This is a genomic window from Stenotrophomonas sp. (genome assembly GCF_032061965.1).
Classification (GTDB): Bacteria; Pseudomonadota; Gammaproteobacteria; order Xanthomonadales; family Xanthomonadaceae; genus Stenotrophomonas.
In genome coordinates this window covers 1-22,057 of record NZ_DAMBEF010000035.1, presented here as the reverse complement: position 1 = coordinate 22,057, position 22,057 = coordinate 1, and the positions used below count along the sequence as shown (strand labels likewise).

The 22,057-nt window shown below is 62.4% G+C and carries 17 protein-coding genes, 1 tRNA gene and 1 pseudogene; 15 read left to right on the top strand and 4 right to left on the bottom strand.

Features of this window, described 5'->3' with window-relative positions:
* Window positions 1–484: 484 nt before the first annotated feature.
* Window positions 485–1,846 carry a carbohydrate porin gene (locus RT460_RS15530; protein WP_313319986.1) on the top strand — a complete coding sequence of 454 codons (1,362 nt, stop codon included), beginning with the start codon at window positions 485–487 and terminating at the stop codon, window positions 1,844–1,846.
* Window positions 1,847–1,954: 108 nt separating this feature from the next.
* Here RT460_RS15530 and RT460_RS15525 read toward each other — a convergent pair whose 3' ends face one another.
* Window positions 1,955–3,718, bottom strand: coding sequence for an oligopeptide:H+ symporter (locus RT460_RS15525; RefSeq protein WP_313319984.1), 1,764 nt, complete (start codon window positions 3,716–3,718; stop codon window positions 1,955–1,957).
* A gap of 210 nt (window positions 3,719–3,928) precedes the next feature.
* Between RT460_RS15525 and RT460_RS15520 the strand changes: the two genes are divergently transcribed.
* The 5 genes from RT460_RS15520 (at window position 3,929) to RT460_RS15500 (ending at window position 11,681) form a co-directional block, all read left to right on the top strand.
* A complete protein-coding gene (locus tag RT460_RS15520) occupies window positions 3,929–5,920 on the top strand; it encodes an oligopeptide transporter, OPT family (protein ID WP_313319982.1) in 1,992 nt (663 codons plus the stop codon).
* Window positions 5,921–6,247: 327 nt separating this feature from the next.
* Window positions 6,248–8,308, top strand: coding sequence for a S9 family peptidase (locus RT460_RS15515; RefSeq protein ID WP_313319980.1), 2,061 nt, complete (start codon window positions 6,248–6,250; stop codon window positions 8,306–8,308).
* Between the two features lie 100 nt (window positions 8,309–8,408).
* The gene (locus RT460_RS15510; RefSeq protein ID WP_313319978.1) at window positions 8,409–8,639 is read left to right on the top strand and encodes an SHOCT domain-containing protein; all 231 of its coding nucleotides are present in this window, start codon (window positions 8,409–8,411) and stop codon (window positions 8,637–8,639) included.
* A gap of 188 nt (window positions 8,640–8,827) precedes the next feature.
* Complete coding sequence (locus RT460_RS15505) at window positions 8,828–10,081, top strand: DUF819 family protein (RefSeq protein ID WP_313319976.1); 1,254 nt, start codon at window positions 8,828–8,830, stop codon at window positions 10,079–10,081.
* 349 nt (window positions 10,082–10,430) lie between these two features.
* Entirely contained in the window at window positions 10,431–11,681 is a 1,251-nt protein-coding gene (locus tag RT460_RS15500; protein ID WP_313319974.1) for a DUF819 family protein, read from the top strand.
* Between the two features lie 101 nt (window positions 11,682–11,782).
* Here the strand turns inward: RT460_RS15500 and RT460_RS15495 are convergent, their stop codons facing one another.
* Complete coding sequence (locus tag RT460_RS15495) at window positions 11,783–12,715, bottom strand: LysR family transcriptional regulator (RefSeq protein ID WP_313319972.1); 933 nt, start codon at window positions 12,713–12,715, stop codon at window positions 11,783–11,785.
* A gap of 148 nt (window positions 12,716–12,863) precedes the next feature.
* Between RT460_RS15495 and RT460_RS15490 the strand changes: the two genes are divergently transcribed.
* From RT460_RS15490 to RT460_RS15470, 5 genes are all read left to right on the top strand, one after another.
* Window positions 12,864–14,447 carry a GMC family oxidoreductase N-terminal domain-containing protein gene (locus RT460_RS15490; protein ID WP_313319970.1) on the top strand — a complete coding sequence of 528 codons (1,584 nt, stop codon included), beginning with the start codon at window positions 12,864–12,866 and terminating at the stop codon, window positions 14,445–14,447.
* Window position 14,448: 1 nt separating this feature from the next.
* On the top strand, window positions 14,449–14,727 hold the full coding sequence (locus tag RT460_RS15485) for a hypothetical protein (RefSeq protein ID WP_313319969.1): 279 nt from the start codon (window positions 14,449–14,451) through the stop codon (window positions 14,725–14,727).
* Complete coding sequence (locus tag RT460_RS15480; RefSeq protein ID WP_313319967.1) at window positions 14,724–16,205, top strand: aldehyde dehydrogenase family protein; 1,482 nt, start codon at window positions 14,724–14,726, stop codon at window positions 16,203–16,205. The genes RT460_RS15485 and RT460_RS15480 overlap by 4 nt, the downstream gene beginning before the upstream one ends.
* A gap of 55 nt (window positions 16,206–16,260) precedes the next feature.
* The gene (locus RT460_RS15475) at window positions 16,261–17,145 is read left to right on the top strand and encodes a catalase (protein WP_313319965.1); all 885 of its coding nucleotides are present in this window, start codon (window positions 16,261–16,263) and stop codon (window positions 17,143–17,145) included.
* Window positions 17,146–17,317: 172 nt separating this feature from the next.
* A tRNA-Thr gene (locus RT460_RS15470) sits at window positions 17,318–17,393 on the top strand.
* Window positions 17,394–17,714: 321 nt separating this feature from the next.
* Here RT460_RS15470 and RT460_RS15465 read toward each other — a convergent pair.
* Window positions 17,715–17,918, bottom strand: a complete 204-nt coding sequence (locus tag RT460_RS15465; protein WP_313319964.1) for a hypothetical protein — start codon at window positions 17,916–17,918, stop codon at window positions 17,715–17,717.
* Between the two features lie 699 nt (window positions 17,919–18,617).
* Between RT460_RS15465 and RT460_RS15460 the strand changes: the two genes are divergently transcribed.
* The 4 genes from RT460_RS15460 (at window position 18,618) to RT460_RS15445 (ending at window position 20,943) form a co-directional block, all read left to right on the top strand.
* Window positions 18,618–18,926: a phage tail assembly chaperone gene (locus RT460_RS15460; protein WP_313319962.1), complete on the top strand. Its 309-nt coding sequence runs from the start codon at window positions 18,618–18,620 to the stop codon at window positions 18,924–18,926.
* 129 nt (window positions 18,927–19,055) lie between these two features.
* Window positions 19,056–19,358, top strand: a complete 303-nt coding sequence (locus RT460_RS15455) for a DUF1799 domain-containing protein (protein WP_313320012.1) — start codon at window positions 19,056–19,058, stop codon at window positions 19,356–19,358.
* On the top strand, window positions 19,286–20,071 hold the full coding sequence (locus RT460_RS15450) for a hypothetical protein (protein ID WP_313320016.1): 786 nt from the start codon (window positions 19,286–19,288) through the stop codon (window positions 20,069–20,071). The genes RT460_RS15455 and RT460_RS15450 overlap by 73 nt, the downstream gene beginning before the upstream one ends.
* Window positions 20,068–20,943, top strand: a complete 876-nt coding sequence (locus RT460_RS15445; RefSeq protein WP_313319960.1) for a hypothetical protein — start codon at window positions 20,068–20,070, stop codon at window positions 20,941–20,943. Before RT460_RS15450 ends, RT460_RS15445 begins: the two co-directional genes overlap by 4 nt.
* A 670-nt stretch (window positions 20,944–21,613) precedes the next feature.
* Here RT460_RS15445 and RT460_RS15440 read toward each other — a convergent pair.
* Window positions 21,614–21,874: pseudogene (locus tag RT460_RS15440) on the bottom strand (transposase); the annotation flags it as partial.
* Between the last annotated feature and the right edge of the window lie 183 nt (window positions 21,875–22,057).

Genomic DNA, 22,057 nt, shown 5'->3' with positions numbered 1-22,057 from the left:
TCTTTGAGATGTGCGTGCTGAGGGAAAGACGTTGCCGTGCGTCAAGGGCTGAGGATGTACTTCGCTTCCATCCCTGGACCGCATTGTGCCGAATTGCTTCTTTGATGCGCGGACCAGTTGGCGCCGAATTTGGTCAGAATCTCTGGAAGTTCCTGTTTTCATGCGCTCATTGCGGCGCGAGGTTTGAGCTTGCGGCCCGAACTTCGCAGTTCTAGTGCATGCGCATGATTCGCTCCTCCTTGTTTCATCGCTGATTTACTTGGCGGGGCCGCACCCTGCATCCGACCTGGTTTATGACGAATTCAGAGCCGTCGACTTAACTCTGTGGCCGATGCAATTGCGCTTGGCGTTGCGGCCTCATCTCTGATTCCGGAGCCTGGGTTCGATCGCATCGTGGGATGCGTCACGGTGACTGCCTTGGTGGTGAGCTGCGTCGCGCAGCGTCCACTGCCTTGCCTTAGGTCTGCGCTCAAGGAGTGATGCGATGGAAAGGAAAGTACTCGGTTCAACTGTACTGCCGGCTGGGCTATTGGGTGTCTTGGCATGTTTATCGGCTGCGGGCAGCGCGATGGCCGCCGAGGAACAGGGCAGCGGATCGTCGTGGATGCTCGGCGACTGGGGCGGTGCGCGGACGCGACTGCAGGAGCGCGGTTACGATTTCAATATCGGCTACGTGGGTGAAGTCGCTGGTTTGCTGGATGGTGGATACAGCGACGATCACATTGGTCGCTACAGCCACCAATTTGCAGCGGGGCTGCACGTGGATCTGGAGAAGGTTTTTGGTTGGGGCGGGGCCGAGTTCCAGCTCTCGGTGACTGAGCGCGGCGGTCGCAATCTGTCGAATGTGGGGATCGCCGATCCGCGAGCGGGCCAGCTCAGCTCGGTGCAGGAAGTGTGGGGGCGTGGTCAACGCTGGCGGCTGACCCAGTTGTGGTTCAAGCAGAAATACTTCGGTGATCGGCTTGACCTGAAACTGGGGCGGTTTGGAGAGGGTGAGGATTTCAACAGCTTTCCCTGTGACTTCCAGAACCTGGTGGTGTGTGGCTCGCAGATGGGAAACTGGGCCGGTTCGGTTTGGTACAACTGGCCGGTGAGCCAATGGGCGGTGCGGGCAAAGGTCCAGCTCTCGCGTGAGCTGGCGTTGCAGATAGGTGCCTATGAGCAGAATCCGTTGCTGCTGGATCCCCGGCGCGGCTTTACCTTGAGCACACGAGGCCGTGCCGGCACGCTGATGCCGGTGGAACTGGTTTGGAGTCCGCAGCAATTTCTCGGTGGTCTGCCCGGCGAGTATCGCCTTGGCTATTTTCGTAGTACGGCGCGGGCACAGGATGTGTACCTGGATGCGCAGGGGATGCCGCAGGCAATCAGCGGTAATGCCTTCAGGCAGCGGGCCAGCAAGCATGGTGCGTGGTTCACGGCACAGCAGCAGCTCACGCGCGTGGATGGCGATGCCTCACGCGGGTTGAGCCTGTTCGCCAATCTGACCATCCATGACAAAGCCACCAATACGGTGGATGGATTCCAGCAATTGGGCGCGGTGTACCGCGGGCCGTTCAACGCACGACCACATGACGATATCGGTCTCGGTATCGGGCGCATCCATGTGAATGATCGTGTGGCCCGGCGGCAACGGCTGTTGAATGCGTCCAACGATGTCGAGGCATTCGCCGACCCGCTTTACCAGCCCGTGCAGCGCACCGAATACAACGCCGAACTCTATTACGGCGTGCATGTCAGCGATTGGCTGACAGTGCGGCCGAACCTGCAGTATGTGAAGGACCCCGGTGGGGTGGCCGAAGTGGACTCGGCGCTGGTGCTGGGCATCAAACTGCAGGTGGCGTTGTAAGCAATCGGTAGGTGTGGCGCAGATGGCGAAGCTGACAGCCGCTCAGGACAACGCATGTCGATCTCTGAGCGAATACCGGTTTCGCGACTTGCGCCGCACCTGCCGCTGTCAGCGCACGCCGTGCATCATCCGTTTCAGCAGCGGCGAGGCAATCAACGCTACTGCCGCGCAGCCCAGGCCCATCCACATCAGCAGCCAGAACAGGTGCTCGTAGCGGCCAGCGGCTTCGGCGATGTTCATCACCTGGCCTTCGGGCACGTCAATGGCAGCCAGCTTGCCGAACAATGCCGCAAGGGTTTCGGAGAAAGCAGTAGCCAGGAACCAGGTACCCATCATCAGGCTGACCACGCGTGGTGCGGCCAGCTGGGTAACCGCCGACAGGCCCACCGGCGACAGGCACATCTCGCCGATCTCCAGGATCAGGTAGGCCAGCACCAGCCACCACACGCTGGCCATCGCGCCGGTCGCGCCTACCTGTTGTGCGGCCAAGGCCAAAGGCACGAAGGAGAGTGCGCCGAATACCAGGCCGAATGAAGACTTCAGTGGTTTGGACGGATCGAGCCGGCGTTTGTCGAGCCAGGCCCACAAGGCCGCGAACATCGGGGCCAACAGCACCAGGAACAGCGCGCCCAGATAGGTGAGGGAGCCGGCCGTCTGCGGCAACACCAGGCAGTCGCGGACCAGCACCACCAGCATCGCTACCACGATAGCGGCGAACAACAGGCGCGGTGCCCTGGATGCGGGATCACGGTCGGACAGACGCGCGGCAACCACGAAGCCCAGCGGTGCCAACAGCAGGGAAACGATGGACCACGGCAGCGGCGTACCGTCGCGGATCACCAAGGCGGGCACCAGGTCTTTCGTCAGCAGGCGATCGGTGAACGTGACCCAGGATCCATAGGTCTGCTCATACAGGGTGAAGAAGACCAGCGCCATGAAGATCAATACCATCAGCGCGATCATCTGCTGGCGCTGTACCGGCGTGCAGTGGGTGCCGGTGAACCAGGCGAACCACAGCAGCACGCCGCCGAGCACCACGATCATCAGCATCAGCGCCAGGCTGATCTCGCCACCCAGGGCGAAGGCACCGTTGGCTGCCGCCCACATCAGGGCCGCAACCGGCACCACGCCAATGATGGCCACAAGGTAGATCAACCATTCACGCGGCAGCCCGAGCACGCGCTCACGCAGGCTGGCCGGTTGTGCAGGTTCTGCGTGGCCGTGCAGGTATTTCTGGCCCCACAGGAACATGCCCAGGCCGACCAGCATGCCAATGCCGGCAGCGCCGAATCCGTACTTCCAGCCATAGGCCTCACCGAGGAAGCCGCAGACCAGCGAGGCAAACAGCGCGCCGAGGTTGATGCCGGCGTAGAACAGCGAAAAGCCCGAATCGCGGCGCGGATCGTTTTCCGGATAGAGCTTGCCGACGATGGTGGAGATATTGGGCTTGAGGAAGCCCACGCCCATGATGATCAGCGCCAGCGACAGGTAGGTCACCGACAGCGCGGCTTCGTCGCGTACGACTTCACCGGCTACCCGCTGTGCGGCATGGCCTTCGAACGCCATGCCGGCGTGGCCGAGCACGAGCAGGATGCCGCCGAATACCACCGCCTTGCGCATGCCCAGCCAGCGGTCGGCCAACAGCCCGCCGAAGACCGGGATGCAATAGACCAGGCCGCCGTAGGCGCCAAGCAGGTCCAGCCCAGCCTTGTCGCCGAACAGGTGGTACTTGGTGAGGTAGAGCAGCAGCAGGGCCTTCATGCCATAGAAGGAGAAGCGCTCCCACATCTCGGTGAAGAAGCAGACGTAGACGCCCTTGGGGTGGCCGAGGAAGTCGTCAGTGCCGGTCGCCGGCAGGGAAGATGTGGACATGAGACGGGCGTCTGGATCGAAGCCGGCGAGTATAGGTGGACGCAGGGGAGGGCGTAGCTCGCGCCGCAGCATCGGTGCAAACCCTTGCTGGGCTGTGCCGAATCAGAGCGCTGGCTGTGCCGCATGCGGGCCCGTGCCGCGCCGCGGCTGGACTTGCCGTTAAGCGGGCGTTAGCGTGGCGAAGGTTTTTTTGCCATCCAAGGGCTTTCCATGAACAACGCTGCGCCTGCGCAGCTCACATTCCGCGCGGTGGTTCTTGCCATCGTGCTGGCTGTGGTGCTGTCCGCCGCCAATGCTTACCTGGGCCTGTTCGCAGGCCTGACCATCGCAACCGCCATTCCGGCGGCTGTCGTCTCGATGGGCGTGCTGCGCCTGCTCGGGGGCGGCACCATCCTTGAAAACAACATCGTCCAGACCGGTGCCTCGGCCGGTTCGTCGATTGCTGCCGGCGTGATCTTCACCATCCCGGCGCTGGTCATCATGGGCTATTGGCCGGACTTCAAATACTGGTGGGTGCTGGGTATTGCTGGCCTGGGCGGCTTGCTGGGCGTGCTGTTCTCGGTGCCGTTGCGGCGCTCGATGATCGTCGAAGATCCGCTGCCCTTCCCGGAAGGCAAGGCCGCAGCCGAGGTGCTCAAGGCCGGTGAAAACCCCGGCCCGGGCATGAAGATCCTCGGTATTTCGGCGGCCATTGGTGGCCTGGTCAAGCTGGCCGCGGCCTCGGGCCTGCGCATCTTCCCCGATGCCTGGGCGCAGTCGGCCTATGTCGGCAGCACCAAGATCACCGCCTTCATCGGCACCAACCTGTCGCCAGCGTTGCTGGGCGTGGGTTACATCGTTGGCCTGAACGTGGGCATCGTGGTGCTGTCCGGCTCGATCCTGTCCTGGCACATCGCCATCCCGCTGTATCAGGCGTTTTTCCTGGGCGGCAACCCGGAGCTGGCTGCATCCATCGCCAATGCGCCGGCAGCTGATGCGGCCTTCGCCATCTGGGGCTCGCAGATCCGTTACCTGGGTGTGGGCGCCATGCTGATTGGCGGCGTCTGGACCCTGTTCTCGCTGCGCAAGTCGCTGCTGAACGGCGTCAAGAGTGGCTTCGCCGCAGCCCGCAAGAGCAGTGGCCCGGCCCTGGCCGAGACCGAGCGCGACCTGCCGATGAAGTGGATGCTGATCGCCCTGGTCGCCTTCACCCTGCCGTTGCTGGGGCTGTACCAGGCCATCGTTGGCCAGTGGCACGTGTCGGTGCCGATGACCATCATCATGATCGTCGCCGGCTTCCTGTTCGTATCGGTGTCGGCCTACCTGGCCGGTTTGATCGGTTCGTCCAACAATCCGGTGTCGGGCATTACCATCTCCACCATCCTGTTCGCCTCGGTGGTGCTGGTGGTGCTGCTGGGCAAGGACGGCCTGATTCCGGTTGGCGTGGGCGGCGCACCGCTGGGTGCGGTGGCTGCGATCATGATCGGTGCGGTGGTGTGCTGTGCCGCCGCCGTCGGCGGTGACAACCTGCAGGACCTCAAGGCCGGCTATCTGGTCGGTGCCACCCCATGGAAGCAGCAGCTGATGCTGGGTATCGGTGCGTTCTCCTGCGCCCTGATCATGGCGCCGGTGCTGAACCTGTTGGCCCATGCTTATGGCATCGGTGCACCGACGGCGGAACACCCCAACTCGCTGGCCGCACCGCAGGCCAACCTGATGGCATCGGTGGCCCGTGGCCTGTTCGGCGGCCAACTGCCGTGGACCATGATTGCCCTGGGTGCCGGTGTTGGCGCGGTAATCATCGCCATTGATGAGTGGCTCAAGAAGACCGGCAAGCGCTTCCGCGTACCGGTGCTGGCCGCCGCGATCGGTATTTACCTGCCGCTGGAGCTGATGGTGCCGATCTTCCTGGGCGGCCTGTTGGCCCACCTGGTGGAGCGTTTCCACAAGCTGCGTGCCGACGACGAAGAAGGCCGTGACCGCGTGCACCGCCCGGGCGTGCTGTTTGCTGCTGGCCTGATCACCGGTGAAGCGCTGATGGGTATCGCCATTGCGGTGCCGATCGTGGTCAGCGGCAAGGGCGACGTGCTGGCCCTGCCGTTGGGCGGTTTTGCCGACACCTGGGCAGGCCTGTCGGCCTGGGTAGGCCTGTTCGTGTTGTTCCTGGTTGGCCTGCTGATGTACCGCATCGGCAAGAAGGGCGAGCCCGCAGCGAAGAGCTGATTTTCCCTTCTCTCCTTGTAGGAGAGGTGCCCGAAGAGCCTGCCCCCGCGAAGGCGGGGGGGGCGGAAGAGGGGAGCTTTTGGTTTTTAGTTGGCTTGGGCTTGGAGCCAAAGCCAAAGCCAAAGCCAAAGCCAAAGCCAAAGCACCCCTCCCCAACCCTCCCCTTAGCCTGCGGCCAAAGGGAGGGGGCTCAAAGCAAAGCCCACACAAAGCCGCCTTCGGGCGGCTTTGCTGTTTCCGGCGGTTACCCAGCCATGACTTCAAGCCTTTGCAGCCGGACGGCTTGCCCGCCTACCATCGGGGTTTGTCTTTGCCTGGGAGATGCCCATGAAGCTTCGTCACGCCCTGTTGCCGTTGTGCCTGCTGGCCGCCTTGCCGTCGCTGGCCAGTGCGCGCGGTTTTGAAGTCCGCGACATGGTCAAGCTGGATCGCGCGTCCGCACCGCTGCTCAGCGCCAATGGCGCCCAGGTGGTATTTGCCAAGCGCGTGGTGGATGCCGACCTCAAGGCCAGCAGCAGCCTGTGGATCCGCGATCTGCGCACCCGCGACATGGCGCCGCCCAAGCAGCTCACCCCGGCGGGCTGGAACGTCAACTCGGCCTCGATCCAGGGCCAGGATGTCTACTTCCTCAGCGCCAAGAACGGCAGCCAGCAGCTGTACGTGATGCCGCTGGCAGGCGGCGAACCGCGCCAGCTCACCGATTTCGCGCTGGACGTGGACAGCTACCGCATCTCGCCGCAGGGCGACCGCGTCCTGTTCAGCGCTGGCGTGTTCCAGGACTGCGGCTCGGACCTGGCCTGCACCAGCAAGCGCCTGGATCAGGGCAAGGCCTCCAAGGCCAGCGGGCAGGTGTTCGACAGCATGTTCGTGCGCCATTGGGATACTTGGGCCGATGGCCGCCGCAACACCTTGTTCGTGGCGCCGTTGCCGGCTGCCGGAGCAGCTGCTGCAAAGGGCGCCTCGGCTATCAGCGCAACGCTGGCCGGCGATGCGCCGTCCAAGCCGTTTGGCGGCAATGAAGACTTTGTGTGGTCGCCGGATGGCACCTCGGTGGTGGCCAGCATCCGCGTGCAGGGCAAGCAGGAGCCGTGGTCGACCAATTTCGACCTGTACAAGCTCGATGCCGCAGGCAAGCAGGCGCCGGTCAACCTGACCGCAGCCAACCCCGCCTGGGATGCCGGCCCGGTATTCAGCGCCGACGGCAAGACCTTGTTCTACCGCGCGATGAAGCGCCCGGGCTTCGAGGCTGACCGCTTCGGCCTGATGGCGCTGGATCTTGCTTCGGGCAAGGTCAACGAGATCGCCGCACAGTGGGATCGTTCCGCTGATGGCATCACCTTGTCGGCCGATGGCCAGACCATCTACACCACTGCACAGGACATGGGGGAACACCCGCTGTTCGCGGTCAACATCGCCAATGGCGAGCCGACCAAGCTGGTGGGCGAGGGCAGCATCTCCTCTTTCGATATCGCCGGTGATGCGCTGGCCTTTACCCGCAACTCGCTGAAGAGTGGCGACCAGGTGTTCACCAGCAGCACCGCTGCCGGCGCACCGCAGCGCGCCATCACCCAGAGTGCCGCTGAAATGCTGGACGGCGTGAACTTTGGTGACTTCGAACAGTTCTCGTTCAAGGGCTGGAACGACGAGACCGTGCACGGTTACGTGGTCAAGCCGCACAACTACCAGGAAGGCAAGAAGTACCCGGTGGCGTTCCTGATCCACGGTGGCCCGCAGGGCAGCTTCGGCAATGGCTGGAGTTACCGCTGGAACCCGCAGACCTATGCCGGCCAGGGCTACGCGGTGGTGATGATCGATTTCCATGGCTCCACCGGTTACGGCCAGGCCTTCACCGATGCAATCAGCCAGCACTGGGGCGACCGCCCGCTGGAAGACCTGCAGAAGGGTTGGGCCGCGGCGCAGCAGAAGTACAGCTTCCTCAACGGCGACAAGGCCTGCGCACTGGGTGCCAGCTACGGCGGCTTCATGGTCAACTGGATCGCCGGCAACTGGAACGAGCCGTGGAAGTGCCTGGTGAACCACGACGGTGTGTTCGACCAGCGTGCCATGGGCTATGCCACCGAAGAACTGTGGTTCACCGAGTGGGAGCAAGGCGGTACCCCGTACGACGTGCCGCAGAACTACGAGAAGTTCAACCCGGTCAACCATGTTGGCAACTGGAAGAAGCCGATGCTGGTGGTGCAGGGCCAGCTGGACTACCGCATCCCGGTGGAGCAGGGCTTGGCCACCTTTACCGCGCTGCAGCGCCAGGGCATCGAGTCCAAGTTCCTGTACTTCCCGGATGAAAACCATTGGGTGCTGAAGCCGCACAACAGTGTGCTGTGGCATGACACGGTCAATGGCTGGCTGAAGCAGCACATCGGTCAGTAAGCAGTTGCGTGGGGCGTGCCATGCGGCGCGCCCCGCGTCCAGGGTGATCGGGTCACGGACAGGCCCGTCACGAGCACTCAACAGCAAGGGAGCATGCGCAATGGGCGCTTTGAGCATCTGGCATTTGTTGGTACTGCTGTTTTTGTTCGCTTTGGCGGCGAGCGTGGTCGGCCTGATCGTGTGGCTGGTCAAACTGGGGTCACGCAAGCCCGGCAATCCGGTGGCGGCCGCGCAGCGTCGCCTGCAGCAACTGGATGAGCTCAAGGCCAAAGGCGTGATCACCGATGAGGAATACGCGCGGCAACGTGCAGCGATCGTGACCACGCTCTGAGTGTTGCGGCGGCAAGTGCCGCAACGTATGCGTCGCGGTGATGTACACCCGGACGGGGATGGCCGGATGGGGCGAAGGACTCGCCATTGTGTCTGGTCCTGCGCAGTTGCTGTCTGCCTTCGTGGTGCGGCTGCAGGTTTCATCCATGGGCGGGGCTCGCCCGCAAACGCACCACAAGGGAATAGATGATGTTGGCAGTCGCTACAGGCGCGTACATCAGCAACGATATCATCGTGTTCGGCTTGATCGCCGCCACGCTGGGCGTCATTTTCTGGACATCGGGCAGCAGTAATCCGCTGCTGAAAAAGTTCTACAGCTTCGTCCCTGCGTTGCTGCTGTGCTACTTCATTCCCGGCGTTTACAACACCTTCGGCCTGATCGACGGTGAAACCACCAAGCTCTACAACCCGATCGCACGCGATGTCTTCCTGCCTGCTGCGCTGGTGTTGCTGACCCTGTCGATCGACCTGAAAGGCATCCTCGGCCTGGGCTGGAAGATGCTTGCCATGTACGTGGCCGCTGTCCTGAGCATCATGTTGGGTGCTGTCGTGGCCTTCCAGGTGATGGCTTGGCTGCACCCTGAAACGGTGGCCGGTGCCACCTGGGGCGGCATGGCTGCACTGGCCGGCAGCTGGATCGGCGGCGGTGCCAACATGTTGGCGATGAAAGAGATCTTCGAAGTCGACGCCACCACGTTCGGCCAGTTCGCGGTGGTCGATGTCGGTGTTGGCTATGTGTGGATGGCGGTATTGATCTTCTTCGCCTCGCGCGCGCCGGCGATGGACAAGCGCAGCGGTGCCGATACCACGGCGCTGGACGACCTGCGTGACCGTGTGGCCAGTTACCAGGCGCAGCACGCGCGCATTCCGGCCTTGGGTGACTTGATGGTGATGGCCGGTATCGCCTTTGGTGCCGTTGCACTGTCGCATGCCTTGGCGGGGCCGCTGGCCAACTGGTTTGCCGCCAACGTCAGCTGGTCCAGTTCGGTGAGCATGGACAAGCCCTTCGTGTGGGTAGTGCTGCTGGCCACCTTCATCGGCCTGGGCCTGAGCTTCACCCGCGCACGTGAGCTGGAAGGCGTGGGTGCGTCGAAGTGGGGATCGATGTTCCTGTATTTCCTGATCGCCTGCATCGGCATGCAGATGGATCTGCTGGCACTGCTGGAAAAGCCCTGGCTGTTCGCGCTGGGCGTGTTGTGGATCGGCGTGCATATCGTGTTGCTGTGGCTTGCCGGGAAGCTGCTGAAGGTGCCGTTCTTCTATTTCGCCATTGCTTCGCAGAGCAATATCGGTGGGCCGGCCTCGGCGCCGGTGCTGGCTACCGCGTTCCATCCGGCGCTGGCACCGGTGGGCGTGTTGCTGGGTACCCTGGGTTATGCGGTGGGTACCGGTGCGGCGTATGTGGTGGGGATTACGTTGAGGGCGATGGCTGGGGCAGGGTGAGTTCTGGCGCGCGCTGCGCGCTTCCCCTCTCCCCAACCCCCGCTCCGCGCCCCAGCCCTTGCGCTGACGCAAGGGCGTTCAATGAGCAGCGAACCTGTGGTTCGCAAGCTGCTCCTTTCACCCCGTAAAGGGAGAGGGGCTCAGTTGGCCCGAGTGCCAGCAACATGTGCAACTGCAGCTTCAAAGCCCCTCTCCCCTTGCGGGAGAGGGGTTGGGGAGAGGGGAAGCGCGAAGCGCCGCTTTCCCATGCAAACCCCGCACACAACACCACCATGCTAGGCTCCACCCTCCCACGCCACGTCACCAACGTGGCGTTTTTATTTCCCTTCGATCGACAGGAACAGGCCTTATGCCGACCGAAACCAGCACCGCCCTCATCACCAATGACATCGTCGGCCTCGGCCTGATAGCTGCCACATTGGCCCTGATCTTCTGGTTGGCCAGCGGCCCGACACCCTTCTGGAAGAAGGTCTTCGCCTGGGTGCCGGCCTTGCTGCTGTGCTACTTCATCCCGGCCATCTACAACACCACCGGCCTGATCGACGGCCACAGCACCAAGCTCTACAACCCGATCGCGCGCGATGTCCTGCTGCCCGCCGCATTGGTCCTGCTCACGCTTTCCATCGACCTGAAGGGCATCGCCAAGCTGGGCCCCAAACTGCTGATCATGTTCGTCACCGGTACCGTCGGCATCGTGCTGGGTGCGGCTGTGTCGTTCCAGGTAATGAAGTTCATCCACCCCGAAACCGTGGCCGGCGATACCTGGGCCGGGATGGCTGCCCTGGCCGGCAGCTGGATCGGTGGTGGCGCCAACATGGCCGCCATGCGTGAAACCTTCAACGTCGATGCCACCACGTTTGGCCAGATCGCGGTGGTCGACGTGGCCTGCGCCAGCCTGTGGATGGCGGTGCTGCTGTGGTTGGCCGGGCGTTCGCAGTCGATCGATGTGCGCAGCGGTGCAGATACATCGGCCATCGATGACATGAAGCGCCGCATCGCCGAGTACGAAGCCAAGAGTGCGCGTAATCCTTCACTTACCGATCTGATGATTATTGTTGGCGTTGGCCTGGGCGTCGTTGGCTTGGCGCATGCGTTGGCGACGCCGTTGGCGGGCTGGTTCGGGCAGAACGTTAGCTGGGCCAGTAAGGCATCGCTGGATTCTGCATTTGTGTGGGTGGTGATGCTGTCCACCCTCAGTGGCCTGCTGCTCAGCTTCACCCGCGCGCGCAACCTGGAGGCAGCCGGTGCATCCAAGATCGGCACCTTGTTCCTGTACTTCCTGATCGCCTGCATCGGCATGCAGATGGACTTGCTGTCGCTGGCCGACAGGCCGTGGCTGTTCCTGCTGGGGGTTATCTGGATGGGTGTGCATATCGCCCTGCTCTATATCGTTGGCCGGTTGCTGCGTGCACCGCTGTTCTTCTTTGCCATCGGTTCGCAAGGCAATATCGGTGCTGCCGCATCGGCGCCGGTAGTGGCCGCAGCCTTCCACCCGACTTTGGCACCCGTGGGTGTATTGCTGGGCACCGTTGGCTACGCCACTGGAACGGTCATTGCCTATATGACCGGGCTGATGCTGAAGTGGATGGCGGGCGCGTAATGCGTGGCCGCCCGATGTGCCGGCCGGCGCATCGGGCGGTGGTCGCGTGTTGCCGAAGCGACTAGGTAATGGGGGCCAAGGAAAGTTGCGGCAGCGCTCGATCAACGCATGTCGGGCTGCGGGTAAAGGTCGGCAATCAAGCGCTCGGACATGAAATCGATGAAGGCCCGCACACGCGGTGCCCGGGCCGCGTGCGCAGGCCATACGAACGAGATGCCACCCTTGTCCCATGCATAGTCCTGCAGGATCGGTTCCAACCGGCCTGCCTGCAGGTCTTCCCGCATCGTGTACTCGGGTGCTTGCATGATTCCCCAGCCGGCTACGGCCGTGACCATCATTGCTTCGGCGTCGTTGAAGCTGATCGATGACCGAGGCTTCGGCAGGATGACGTTGTCGCGGAAACGCCAGGGTTCCATCCGCTTGTTGTCCGGCCGCCGAAAGCGAATCCAGCAGTGCTGGGCAAGGTCGATGAGGGATTGCGGCTTGCCATGTTCGGCGAAGTACCGTGGTGCCGCGCAGGTCATCATATGCATGGGCCCCAGCCGTCTTGCCTGCAGGCTGGAGTCCTCAAGTTCGCCGGGCCAAAGCGCAAGGTCGTAGCCTTCGTCGATGATGTCGACGTAGGCGTTTTCAAAGCTCAGGCAGGCCATCACCTCCGGATAGACCTGTTGGAAATCCCGCAACGCGGGTAGCACGAACCGACGCCCCAGCATCGGCGGGACGCTCACTTTCAGGTGGCCGCGGGGCGTACTTTCCTGCAACTGCATTTCGCGCTCGGCGTCTTGCAGATCCTTCAATATCTTGATGGCGTACTGGTACAGGACTTCGCCGGCACCGGTCAGTGCAAGGGCGCGCGTACTGCGGTTCAGCAGGCGCATGCCAAGACGCATCTCCAGCCGATCCACTGCTTTTCCAACGGCCGAGGATGACAGCCCCAGGCGGCGTCCCGCAGCAGAGAAGCCACCGGTCTCCACCGCAGTGGCAAATGCCATCAGGCCGTTGAGTGATTCAAGTGATGAAATATTTGAGGACATTGTTTCCTGAGTGCCCCGAACAGAACGGTGGTTCCGCCGATGTGCTGCTTGACTGACCATCGCTCATGCCGGTCCGGCTCGATGCGCATGGTGTATGCGATGCCGGTGAACAGCGGCGCCGCAGTCATTGCGGATGGAGGTATTGTCCATGGCAAACCAACATTATTCTTCGGGTACAGCATGGCGTCCGCTGCGACACAGCGGTCCTTTTGGTGAGGATGCGGCGCCGGCATATGACGTGGTGGTGGTTGGCGGAGGGTCGGCTGGCGCAGTGTTGGCCAGCCGCCTGAGCGAGGATGCCTTTCGCCGGGTGCTGCTGATCGAGGCGGGCCCTGCGTATGCACCCGATGCGTACCCGGATGCGGTGCGCCTGCAGAGCATCATCGGCGGTGACAGCACACATGACTGGGGCTTTACCGCTGAGCCGGACGGGCTCGGCGCGCGTCTGCCAATACCGCGCGGCAAGGTGCTGGGCGGTTGCTCGGCGGTCAACGCGGGCGTGGCGATGCGGGCCCCCGCCGGTGACTTCGAGCGTTGGACGCGCACCGGGCTGCCACACTGGACGCCAGCGGATGTACTGCCGTTCTTCCGCCGCAGCGAGCGCACCTTGTTTGGTGCAGATGCCGAGCATGGCCGCGAGGGACCGTGGCCCATCCATCAGTTGCAGGAAGACGAAGTCTCGGACATGCAACGCGCGTTCATCGCGTCTGCAATGTTGGCCGGCTTTGCCCGGGTGCAGGATTTCAATGGTACGCAACCCTTCGGGGTCGGTCCGTACCCGATGAACAACCGCATGGGCCAACGCTTGAATACCGGCATGACGTATCTGTCGCTGCAGGTACGGCAACGTCCCAATCTGCATATCCGCAGCCAGACGCTGGTTGATCGGGTTGAAACGCGTCACGGCCAAGCCACCGCGGTGGTGCTGGCCGACGGTGAGCGCATCCCCGCCAACCAGATCGTGCTCAGCGCCGGTGCGTACGGGACACCCGCGATCCTGCTGCGCTCCGGCATAGGCCCGCAGGATGCGCTGCGTGAGATGAATATCGATGTGGTCGCGGACCTGCCGGTAGGGCAGCGCTTGCAGGAGCATCCGTTCTTCTACACCACCTGGGCGGCGCGGCCCGGTGAGCTGGGCCTGCCAGTGCCACCGGTTGGCGCGATCCTGTGGGCGCAGTCCGCGCTTGCCAGCCCTGGCGAAGGAGACCTGCACGTGTCCGCCGTGCATTACGGTGACCCGGAAAGCTCGCCCACCGGTGCGGTGTTTGTGCTCGCGCTTGCGCTGACGCGTCCGCGTTCCCTGGGCCGGGTGACGTTGCGTTCCACGCTGGCCACCGATGCGCCGCGTATTGCGTTGAATCTTCTGGACGATCCTGAAGATCGAAGGCGCATGGTCGAGGGCATTCAAACGATACGGCGTATTGCCGGCGCAGGGCCGCTGGCACGGATGATCTCTGAAGAAATGGTGCCCGGTGCGATGCGTGTCGGGGATGCGGCACTGGACGCCGCCTTGCCGATGGCGTTGGACATCTATCACCACCCGACCTCGGCCGCACCGATGGGCGGCGACGGTGATCCGCATGCCGTCACCGACTACCAGGGGCGTGTACGCGGAGTCGCGGGCTTGCGCGTGGCAGATGCCTCGTCGTTTCCCGACGTGCCATGCGTGGCGACCAATCCGACCGTGATCATGCTGGCCGAGCGGGTCAGCCAATGGCTGCGGGATGGTTGATGTGGCTGTGAACAACTGGCTGGCAACGAAGGTCAGGCGAACCTTGCAGACGTGGCTGGCGGTGTATCCCTGCGTGGTGCTTTTTCTGGCGCTGGTAGGCGACCAGTTCCACCACTTGTCGATGCCGCTGCGCGTATTGGTGTCCACCGCGGTAATCGTGCCGGTGGTGGTGTTCATCGCCGGGCCAATGGTCGAACGCTTGCTGGATGCGGCATCGGCATTTTGGGGCCGGCGCAAGGCCAAACCATCCGCCGACGACAGTGGCGAGGAGGGACAATGAACAAGCTTGGGAGCGGGCAGCTGCTGTTGCGGCGTGCAGCGAACTGGATCAACGGCGTGCCGCGTTTCGACGGACCGCTGCGTGACTCCATCAATCCGGCCACGTATGAGGTGATCGGCAACTATCCGGATGATGGGCTGAATGCTGCTATTTCCTCGGTGGTTGCGGCGAACCGCGCGTTTGTCCATTCGCAGTGGGCGCATGACCACGAACTGCGTGCGCGTGTGCTTGAACAGATGGCGGCAGCGTTCGAGCGGAATTACGAGGCATTGCTGGATGTGCTGTCGCAAGAGAATGGCAAGGTAAAGCGCGAGGCTGCCTTCGAGCTGGACATGGTGCCCAGCAAGTTGCGCTATTACGCTGCCGCGGCGCTGCTGGAGTCGGGCAGGGCATTGCGGCCAAAACCCGGTCGGTTGTCGATGATCCTGCGCCAACCCATGGGCGTCGCGGCGGTCATTGCGCCGTGGAATTCACCGGTAGTCCTCACCATTCGTTCGCTGGCGCCGGCGTTGGCGGCCGGTTGTTCGACCGTGATCAAGCTGCCTGCGCAGGTCGCGCAGACCGCCAGCATGATGGCCAGGATCATGGCTGAGGCGCGCGATCTGCCGGCCGGGGTGATCAACCTGTTCTTCGAGAGTGGCGCCGATGGGTCCAGTTACCTGGTCAATACGCCGCAGGTACCGGTGGTCAGCTTCACCGGTGCAACCCGTACCGGCCGGATCATCGCCGCTGCCGGCGCCAACAATCTCAAACGTTTTGGCATGGAGCTCGGCGGCAAGACGCCGATGATCGTGTTCGACGATGCGGATCTGCAGCAGGCACTGCCGGTGCTTGAGAAGGCGTTGACCGTATTCGCAGGCCAGTTCTGCATGACCGGCTCGCGCCTGTTGGTGCAGGACGGTGTGTACGAGCGCGTGCGCGACACCATTGCCGAGCGCCTGCGCATGGTCAGGGTAGGGCCTGCCAGCGATCCGCTCAGCGACATGGGCCCGCTGATCGACAAGGCCAACGTCGAGCGGATCGAGCTGATGGTGGAGACTGCGCTGCGCGCCGGTGCGCGGGCCATCGTGCGCGGTGGTGCGGTCGGCACGGGTGCGCTGTCCAAGGGCGCTTTCTTCAGGCCGGCGTTGCTGGAGGTGGACGACAACCGCCTGGATATCGTGCAACAGGAAGTGTTCGGGCCGGTGCTGACACTGCAGCGCTTCAACAGCGAGGCAGATGCAGTCGAGCTGGCCAACAGCACGTCGTATGGCCTGGCCGCTGGCATCTGGACCCGCGACCTCGACAAGGCGCTGCGGGTGGCAGAAGCGCTGGCAGCCGGTTCGGTCTGGGTCAATGATTGGGCACGCGTATTCGACGGCACCGAGGAAGGCGGTTTCAAACAATCCGGGTTGGGGCGCTTGAACGGCGTCGCAGCGCTGGAAGATTTCATCGAGTACAAGCACATCGCCTTGCGCCCGGGGGTGGTCAACCCGTGAGCGAACGCCGTACCGCAGCAGGTTGGCGGACGTGGCGTCCGCCTGGAGGTGCAACATGATCACGGGCCAAGCAAATGCCTTGTTGGCGGCCCTGCAGGGCACCCGCAAGCCGCCGCCGGGAACCCGGCTGAACCATGCGCGCGGGCTGCTGGTGGAGGGCCACTTTCGTGCCACGCCGCTGGCCGCGCAGTACAGCATGGCGGCGGTGCTGGGTGGGCTGGAGCAGCCGGTGCTGGTGCGCTTCTCCAGCAGTGGTGCGGATGCGCAGATCGACCAGCGCAGTCCGGCGGCCGAACCACGCGGCATCGCCGTGCGCATTGGTGCGCGCGCTGCGATGGTGCTGGTCGGGCACTCGTTGGAGTCCTACCCGGCACGGACGCCCGAAGAGTTCCTGGCCTTCCTGCGGGTGATGACTGCGGCGCGGCCCCTGCTGCATACCTTGCCGGAGCCGGCCCAGCGCTTTGAGTATCTGCGGCAGGCTGCGCGCAGCGCCAGTTACAGCGCACTGAATTATCACTTCCTGCATCCCTACCGATTGACTGCCAGCGATGGTCACACCCGCATCGGCAGGTTGGTGCTGCGCCCGGCGAAGCCGCATCCGCAGCTGGGTGCGCCCGCCGCTGCCGACTATCTTGACCGCCGCCTGCGCGCCGAGCTGGCAAGGGAGAGCGTCGCTTTCGCGCTGGTCTTCACCGAGGCCCCGGCCAACCTGGACCCGGCCGACATCTCCCAGCCCTGGGATCCGGACCTTCCGGCGGTCGCCCTCGGCCACCTGTGGCTGGATCGCGTCACCCGCCAGCAGGCCGCGCAGCGCAAGCGCGTCTTCGACCCCAGCCTGCTGCCGACCGGTATCGCCTTTGCCGGCGATCCCATGCTGCGCGCCCGGCTGGAGGCATACCGGCTGGCGGCCGCGCAGAGGATTGGTCAGGTGTGGGATTGATGCGGGCGGCAGTGCAGGCCGGCGTGAGTGTGGCCCATGCGGGATCAGGCCCAGTCCAGCGTGGCCCGGTCTGAGCCGACGCGGTGATCTCGGGGGTATGGAGCAGGGCGCGCAGGGGCCCGGTAGCGTCGATTGACCGCCACGCCCGGCTTCAATTACACTTCGCGGCCACGCCGGAATAGCTCAGTTGGTAGAGCGGCGCATTCGTAATGCGTAGGTCGTAGGTTCGATTCCTATTTCCGGCACCAGAAAGCTTTATCTACCAACGGTTGCCGCCCTCCTTGGCGTAATCTTGGCGTAATCTTGGCGTTAACTACCGCGTCGGCGTCCTTTCGGGATCCCGGCGCGGTTTGCGTTTCGCCATTCCAAAACCTCCCCAGCCACCCAAGTGGCCGGCCGCATGGTCAGGCGGACGGGAAAGTCTGGGCGGCACGCAACTGTCTCCAGCACCGTCCGCGCTGCCAGTCCCATCAGAGAGCCGACTCCCTCTGCATCAATCGCACGTAGCTCCCACGGGATGCTCTCAGCTGCGCTCATCTTCCCCTCCTTTCAGTGCTTCTAGTGCCTTGTTACGCATCGCTCGCCTCCTGTTCGCACAGGTCGCAGGGCCCCTCGTCGCCGATGTAAGCCCCGCAGTCCTGGCACAGCTCGGCAGGATCGATCTCGATATCCGCAAGCTGCCGGCGTCGATGCTCGCGATAGATCAGGGCGCGCTCGCCGCAATCGGTATCGCATTCCTTGTCGCCGCAGTGCGGGCATGGCTCAATCTGCATCGCTCACCTCCTGCGGGCTGTCCGCGTCCAGATAGCGCAGCTTCCAGGTCGGATGCAGCTTGATGGAGCGATGCTGATTGTCCAGTTCGACCTTCAAGTGGCCGCTCGTCGTTGCAGACACGATTGTCCCGAGCTTTGGCACTCCATCGCCTGTGTACCCGACGCGACCGCCGCGCTTTGCTGGCACGCCGTAGTTCCTGCGCACCCACTCCATTCCACCAGTCATATCACTTCACCCCCTGCGGGCGGGGACTTGTTTCCAATATCGTCCCGACCGCACATCTTGGATTGTCGTTTTGCCCACGCCATAGATGACCGCAGTGGCCGCGCAACTGCGGTCGCCATTGCGGATATTCTCGATGTCATCTTCCCTCAGCTTTGCCTGACCATTCCTTGATCCGAAGGTGGGCGCTCCCATGACTTCAGGGAACGGGGGTTTCCTTGCGGTGGCACTTTGAGCAGACCCACTCAACCGCCAATGGCTGAGATTAGTCGTGGTGGTGTCCCTGGATTCCGCTTGCGCCATCGAGCCGGCGTTTTGGCACCTTGCGGCAGCGGCTGCACTCGTCGGGCCTTACAAGCACACCCGCTTGAATCGCTGTCCTTCGACGGTGATCCGTCGATCAGTTCGAACAATCCGATGGGCAACACCATGTCGTTTACCGCGGTGAGCGATTTCACACTGGTGGAGGCTGAGTAATGTTCAAGGTCAAAGCGCCGGAAATGTTCGACGCAATCCTGACCATCGTTGGTCAGGGCCGAGAGCAGAAGCTGAAGCTCAAGTATCGCCACCTGCTCAAGGACGCCTACAAGGAGTTGGTAGACAAGCTGGCCGGGGGTGAGCTGACCCCGGCGCAAGTCATCCTCGACATGGTCGCCGAGTGGGACGCCGACATGGATCTGGATATCGAGGGCGTTGAACTGGCCCTGCAGAACCAGATTGGCCTCGATACGGCCATCATCTATGGGTACGTCCAGGCGATCCAGGTAGCCCGAAAGGGAAACTGATAGAGGGGGTGGGGGCGATGTACTGGCGCGCCCCCACTGAGACCGAGCTTACGGGCAGCGGCCTCAAGGCAAAGCACTACCAAGCCTCCCGAGGTCGATCACTGGCCGGAATGCGCCTTGCCTATCGAAATGTTCTCTCGGGTCTCCTCCCAGTGGCGCGGTGGTGCCGGAGGCCCGATAGGGCTGGACTACAACGTCGTCTTCAGCGAGCTGGACCGGGAGGGGCTGGAAGGCGAGGTTTGGGAGGAGGTGATGGCCGGGGTTCGCGTCATTGAGGGGGCGGCGCTGACTTTCCTGGAGGGGGTTAGTAGCGCAGCGGGCTGCCGAGCTTCAAATGGACGATGTGTTGTCCGCGCCCGATGCTGGTGGCACTATTCCGTCACGTCGTGGAGGAGGGGGCGCTACGGATGGTTCAGTTTGGGACGCTGGTAAACGTACTCGGTCAAGCCGACATGGGCGATAGCGCGCCTGTGCGCGGCATGATTCACACGTCCAATGGCCAATTCGAGGCATACGTTAAGCGTGTAATCCATGAAGACCGTCTTGCCGCCGAGTTGTTTGCCTTCCTTATTGCTCGATCGGTTGGCCTTCCCGTGCCTGACGCGGTTGTTGTTTCCATTCCTCCAGCGTTTGGCCCCCATCCGATTGGGTTCGGGTCCATCGCAATTAATCATCCCAATCTATTCCAGGGGATGCGCTCGTATTCCCCCACTGCGCGCTCCCTGCTTAGAGCCTGGCCAAAAGTTATAGACGCAGTGTGCTTTGACGAATGGATCGGCAATTCCGACCGGCATCCAGGCAACGTCCTGTCTGACGGGAACGGCAACTTTTGGCTAATTGATCACGATAAAGCCATCCTTGCCGAGCTGATGCAACCGGACGCTCTTTCTTTCTTCAACGAACTTTTCAACGCAGTTGACAGTGGCAAGTTTGGGCCAGAACGGGATGAATACCGCCGTAAGGTGGAAGAGACCATGTCAATCTATCAATCCATCGGCTTGAATGGCGTTCTCGCAAATGCAGGCGGAATTCAGCAAGCCAATGGCGTGCCGGAGATGGCAGATTGGTTAGGGATGCGGCAATCTCACCTCCTGAAATTAGGCTGTGAGAGAGTTCCGGTTCAGCAGATGGGGATCTTCCCATGAATTTTAATCCCGACGTATTTCCTCAGGCACCTTCGAACGTCTACCGCTGGGCCCCCGTGTTTATGGAGCCTATGAATGGCAGTGGCGAGCGCATAGTCGTTGCAGTTGCGGCTTCCGGGAACGGGAGTTCGCACGTGGAGCAAACGGTGACGAGTCAGGTGATTAAGTGCATGTACGGCGAGCAGTCTGCCGTTTTTGCCGGGCTGGCTGGCTTAGTTGCAGAGGATTTGCAGGAGTACTTCGCTACTGGCGGCATGCTTGAATCATGGATCGCACCCTTTAGCGGCGCGTCTCTGGGCCCGATTAGGCCTGCTTGTGCGGATTCAGTTGAGGAAGCTGCGCGCTCAGGTGCCGCACTGGTCGCAAGCCTATGGCGTAGGCCCCCAGATTCTGCGGTTGCGGAAGTTCCGGAGGAAGACGCGCCTACTGTGGAAGTAGAGCGCTGGCTTAACCAGATTCGCTACGCAGTGCTGCAGAAAAATGCGGATATTCCTGGCCGCTTCAACTATGAGCTGAAGCGTCACGATGGAATTTCTACGAGACTTGGTTATGTTGGCAGTCGGATTGTCGCCAACTTTGATGCATTAGTGCCGGGGGCAAACCTCTCGAGAAAGCGGCAGCACGCCAAGGCGCGTCTCCTCGATCTTCAGATCGTTAGAGACTTCGATTCGCACATGTTTGGGGCCCGCGCCTACGAGCTGATGCTTTGGCTGCCGACGATTGAGTCTGTGGAATATTCTGACAAGATGATCGGTGCCTCCAACTCAGCATTTGCTGAACTAGAGGAATTTGGCGGAAAGCACGATATTAAGGTTCGCGGGTTCAATCGTGCTGACGAAGCAGCTGAAATTATCCTTCATGCGGAAGCGTGAGCTGGTCACGGCAACCATTGCCATATGGCAAGCGAGTTGTACGAGAACGCAGCTCCAAGGGGCCGGGCGCGAAGGCGCCCTAGTCTTCTAGACCAATCAGGCGCTACCATCGGCCCCTCTATTATCTAGGGAAAATACATGGCCATCGGATCGGTGTTTCTGATAATTTTCGCCGCCGCAGTTGGGGGCACGCCAGCGGGCGCCCTGGCTGCAAAAGAGCCGATCATTGAAATCGGACCGCGACAAGGATGGCAGCGCAAGGGGCGCACTGAAGAAAGACCATCGCATGCGATGCCGCGTGCAGAGTGTAGTTGTCACGATGCATGTGAGGCGATGTGGAGTACCGCAGCTTCAGGGCTGCAGCGCTTGAGTGGAATGAGGCTCAGGCTTGTCTCGGAAATGATGCTCGAGACTTATGTTCCTCGAATCGGAATTTCAGGCACCGTCAATAAGCAGCCGCTTGGGGGTGGAAAGTACTTGATTGTCCCCGAATTTAATTCAATTCCCGCCACTGGCTCTGCGGGGAACTTGGCGTATCAGGCCAAAAGGATGCTATCTGAAGAGTTGGTGTCTGTAGGCGAGCGAGTGCAGTGTCCAGCTCAGCCTCCAATTCCAGCCAATCAGTAGACGCAAGACTGGCATTTCTAATCCGAGCCCGCCAAATGGCGGGTTTTTTTGCCATCGCCTCGCGCAGCACTTTGGCGGTCATCTGCGATTCGGCATACATCTTCTTCAGGCGCCGGTTCTCCTCCTGCAGCTCTTTGAGCTGGGACGTCAGCGATGCGTCCATGCCGCCGAACTTGCTGCGCCACTTGTAGAACGTCGCCGAACTGATTCCGTGCTCGCGACACAGTTCCGGCACGGGCGTGCCGCCCTCGGCCTGCTTGAGTACAGCGATGATCTGGCTGTCGGTGAAACGGGATGTCTTCATGGAACCTCCTCGGGAAAGGGTACGACAAAATTCCACTTTTGGCGTCAGCTAATCTGCGGGGGGATTACCGGGCGGGACGATCCCCGTTGGGGTACGTACGAACTGGAGCTTCGACGAATTGTTGGCTCCGACGTCCCCCCAAGATTGAGTAGCACAACGGTTTGGAGTCCAATCCTCAATGAC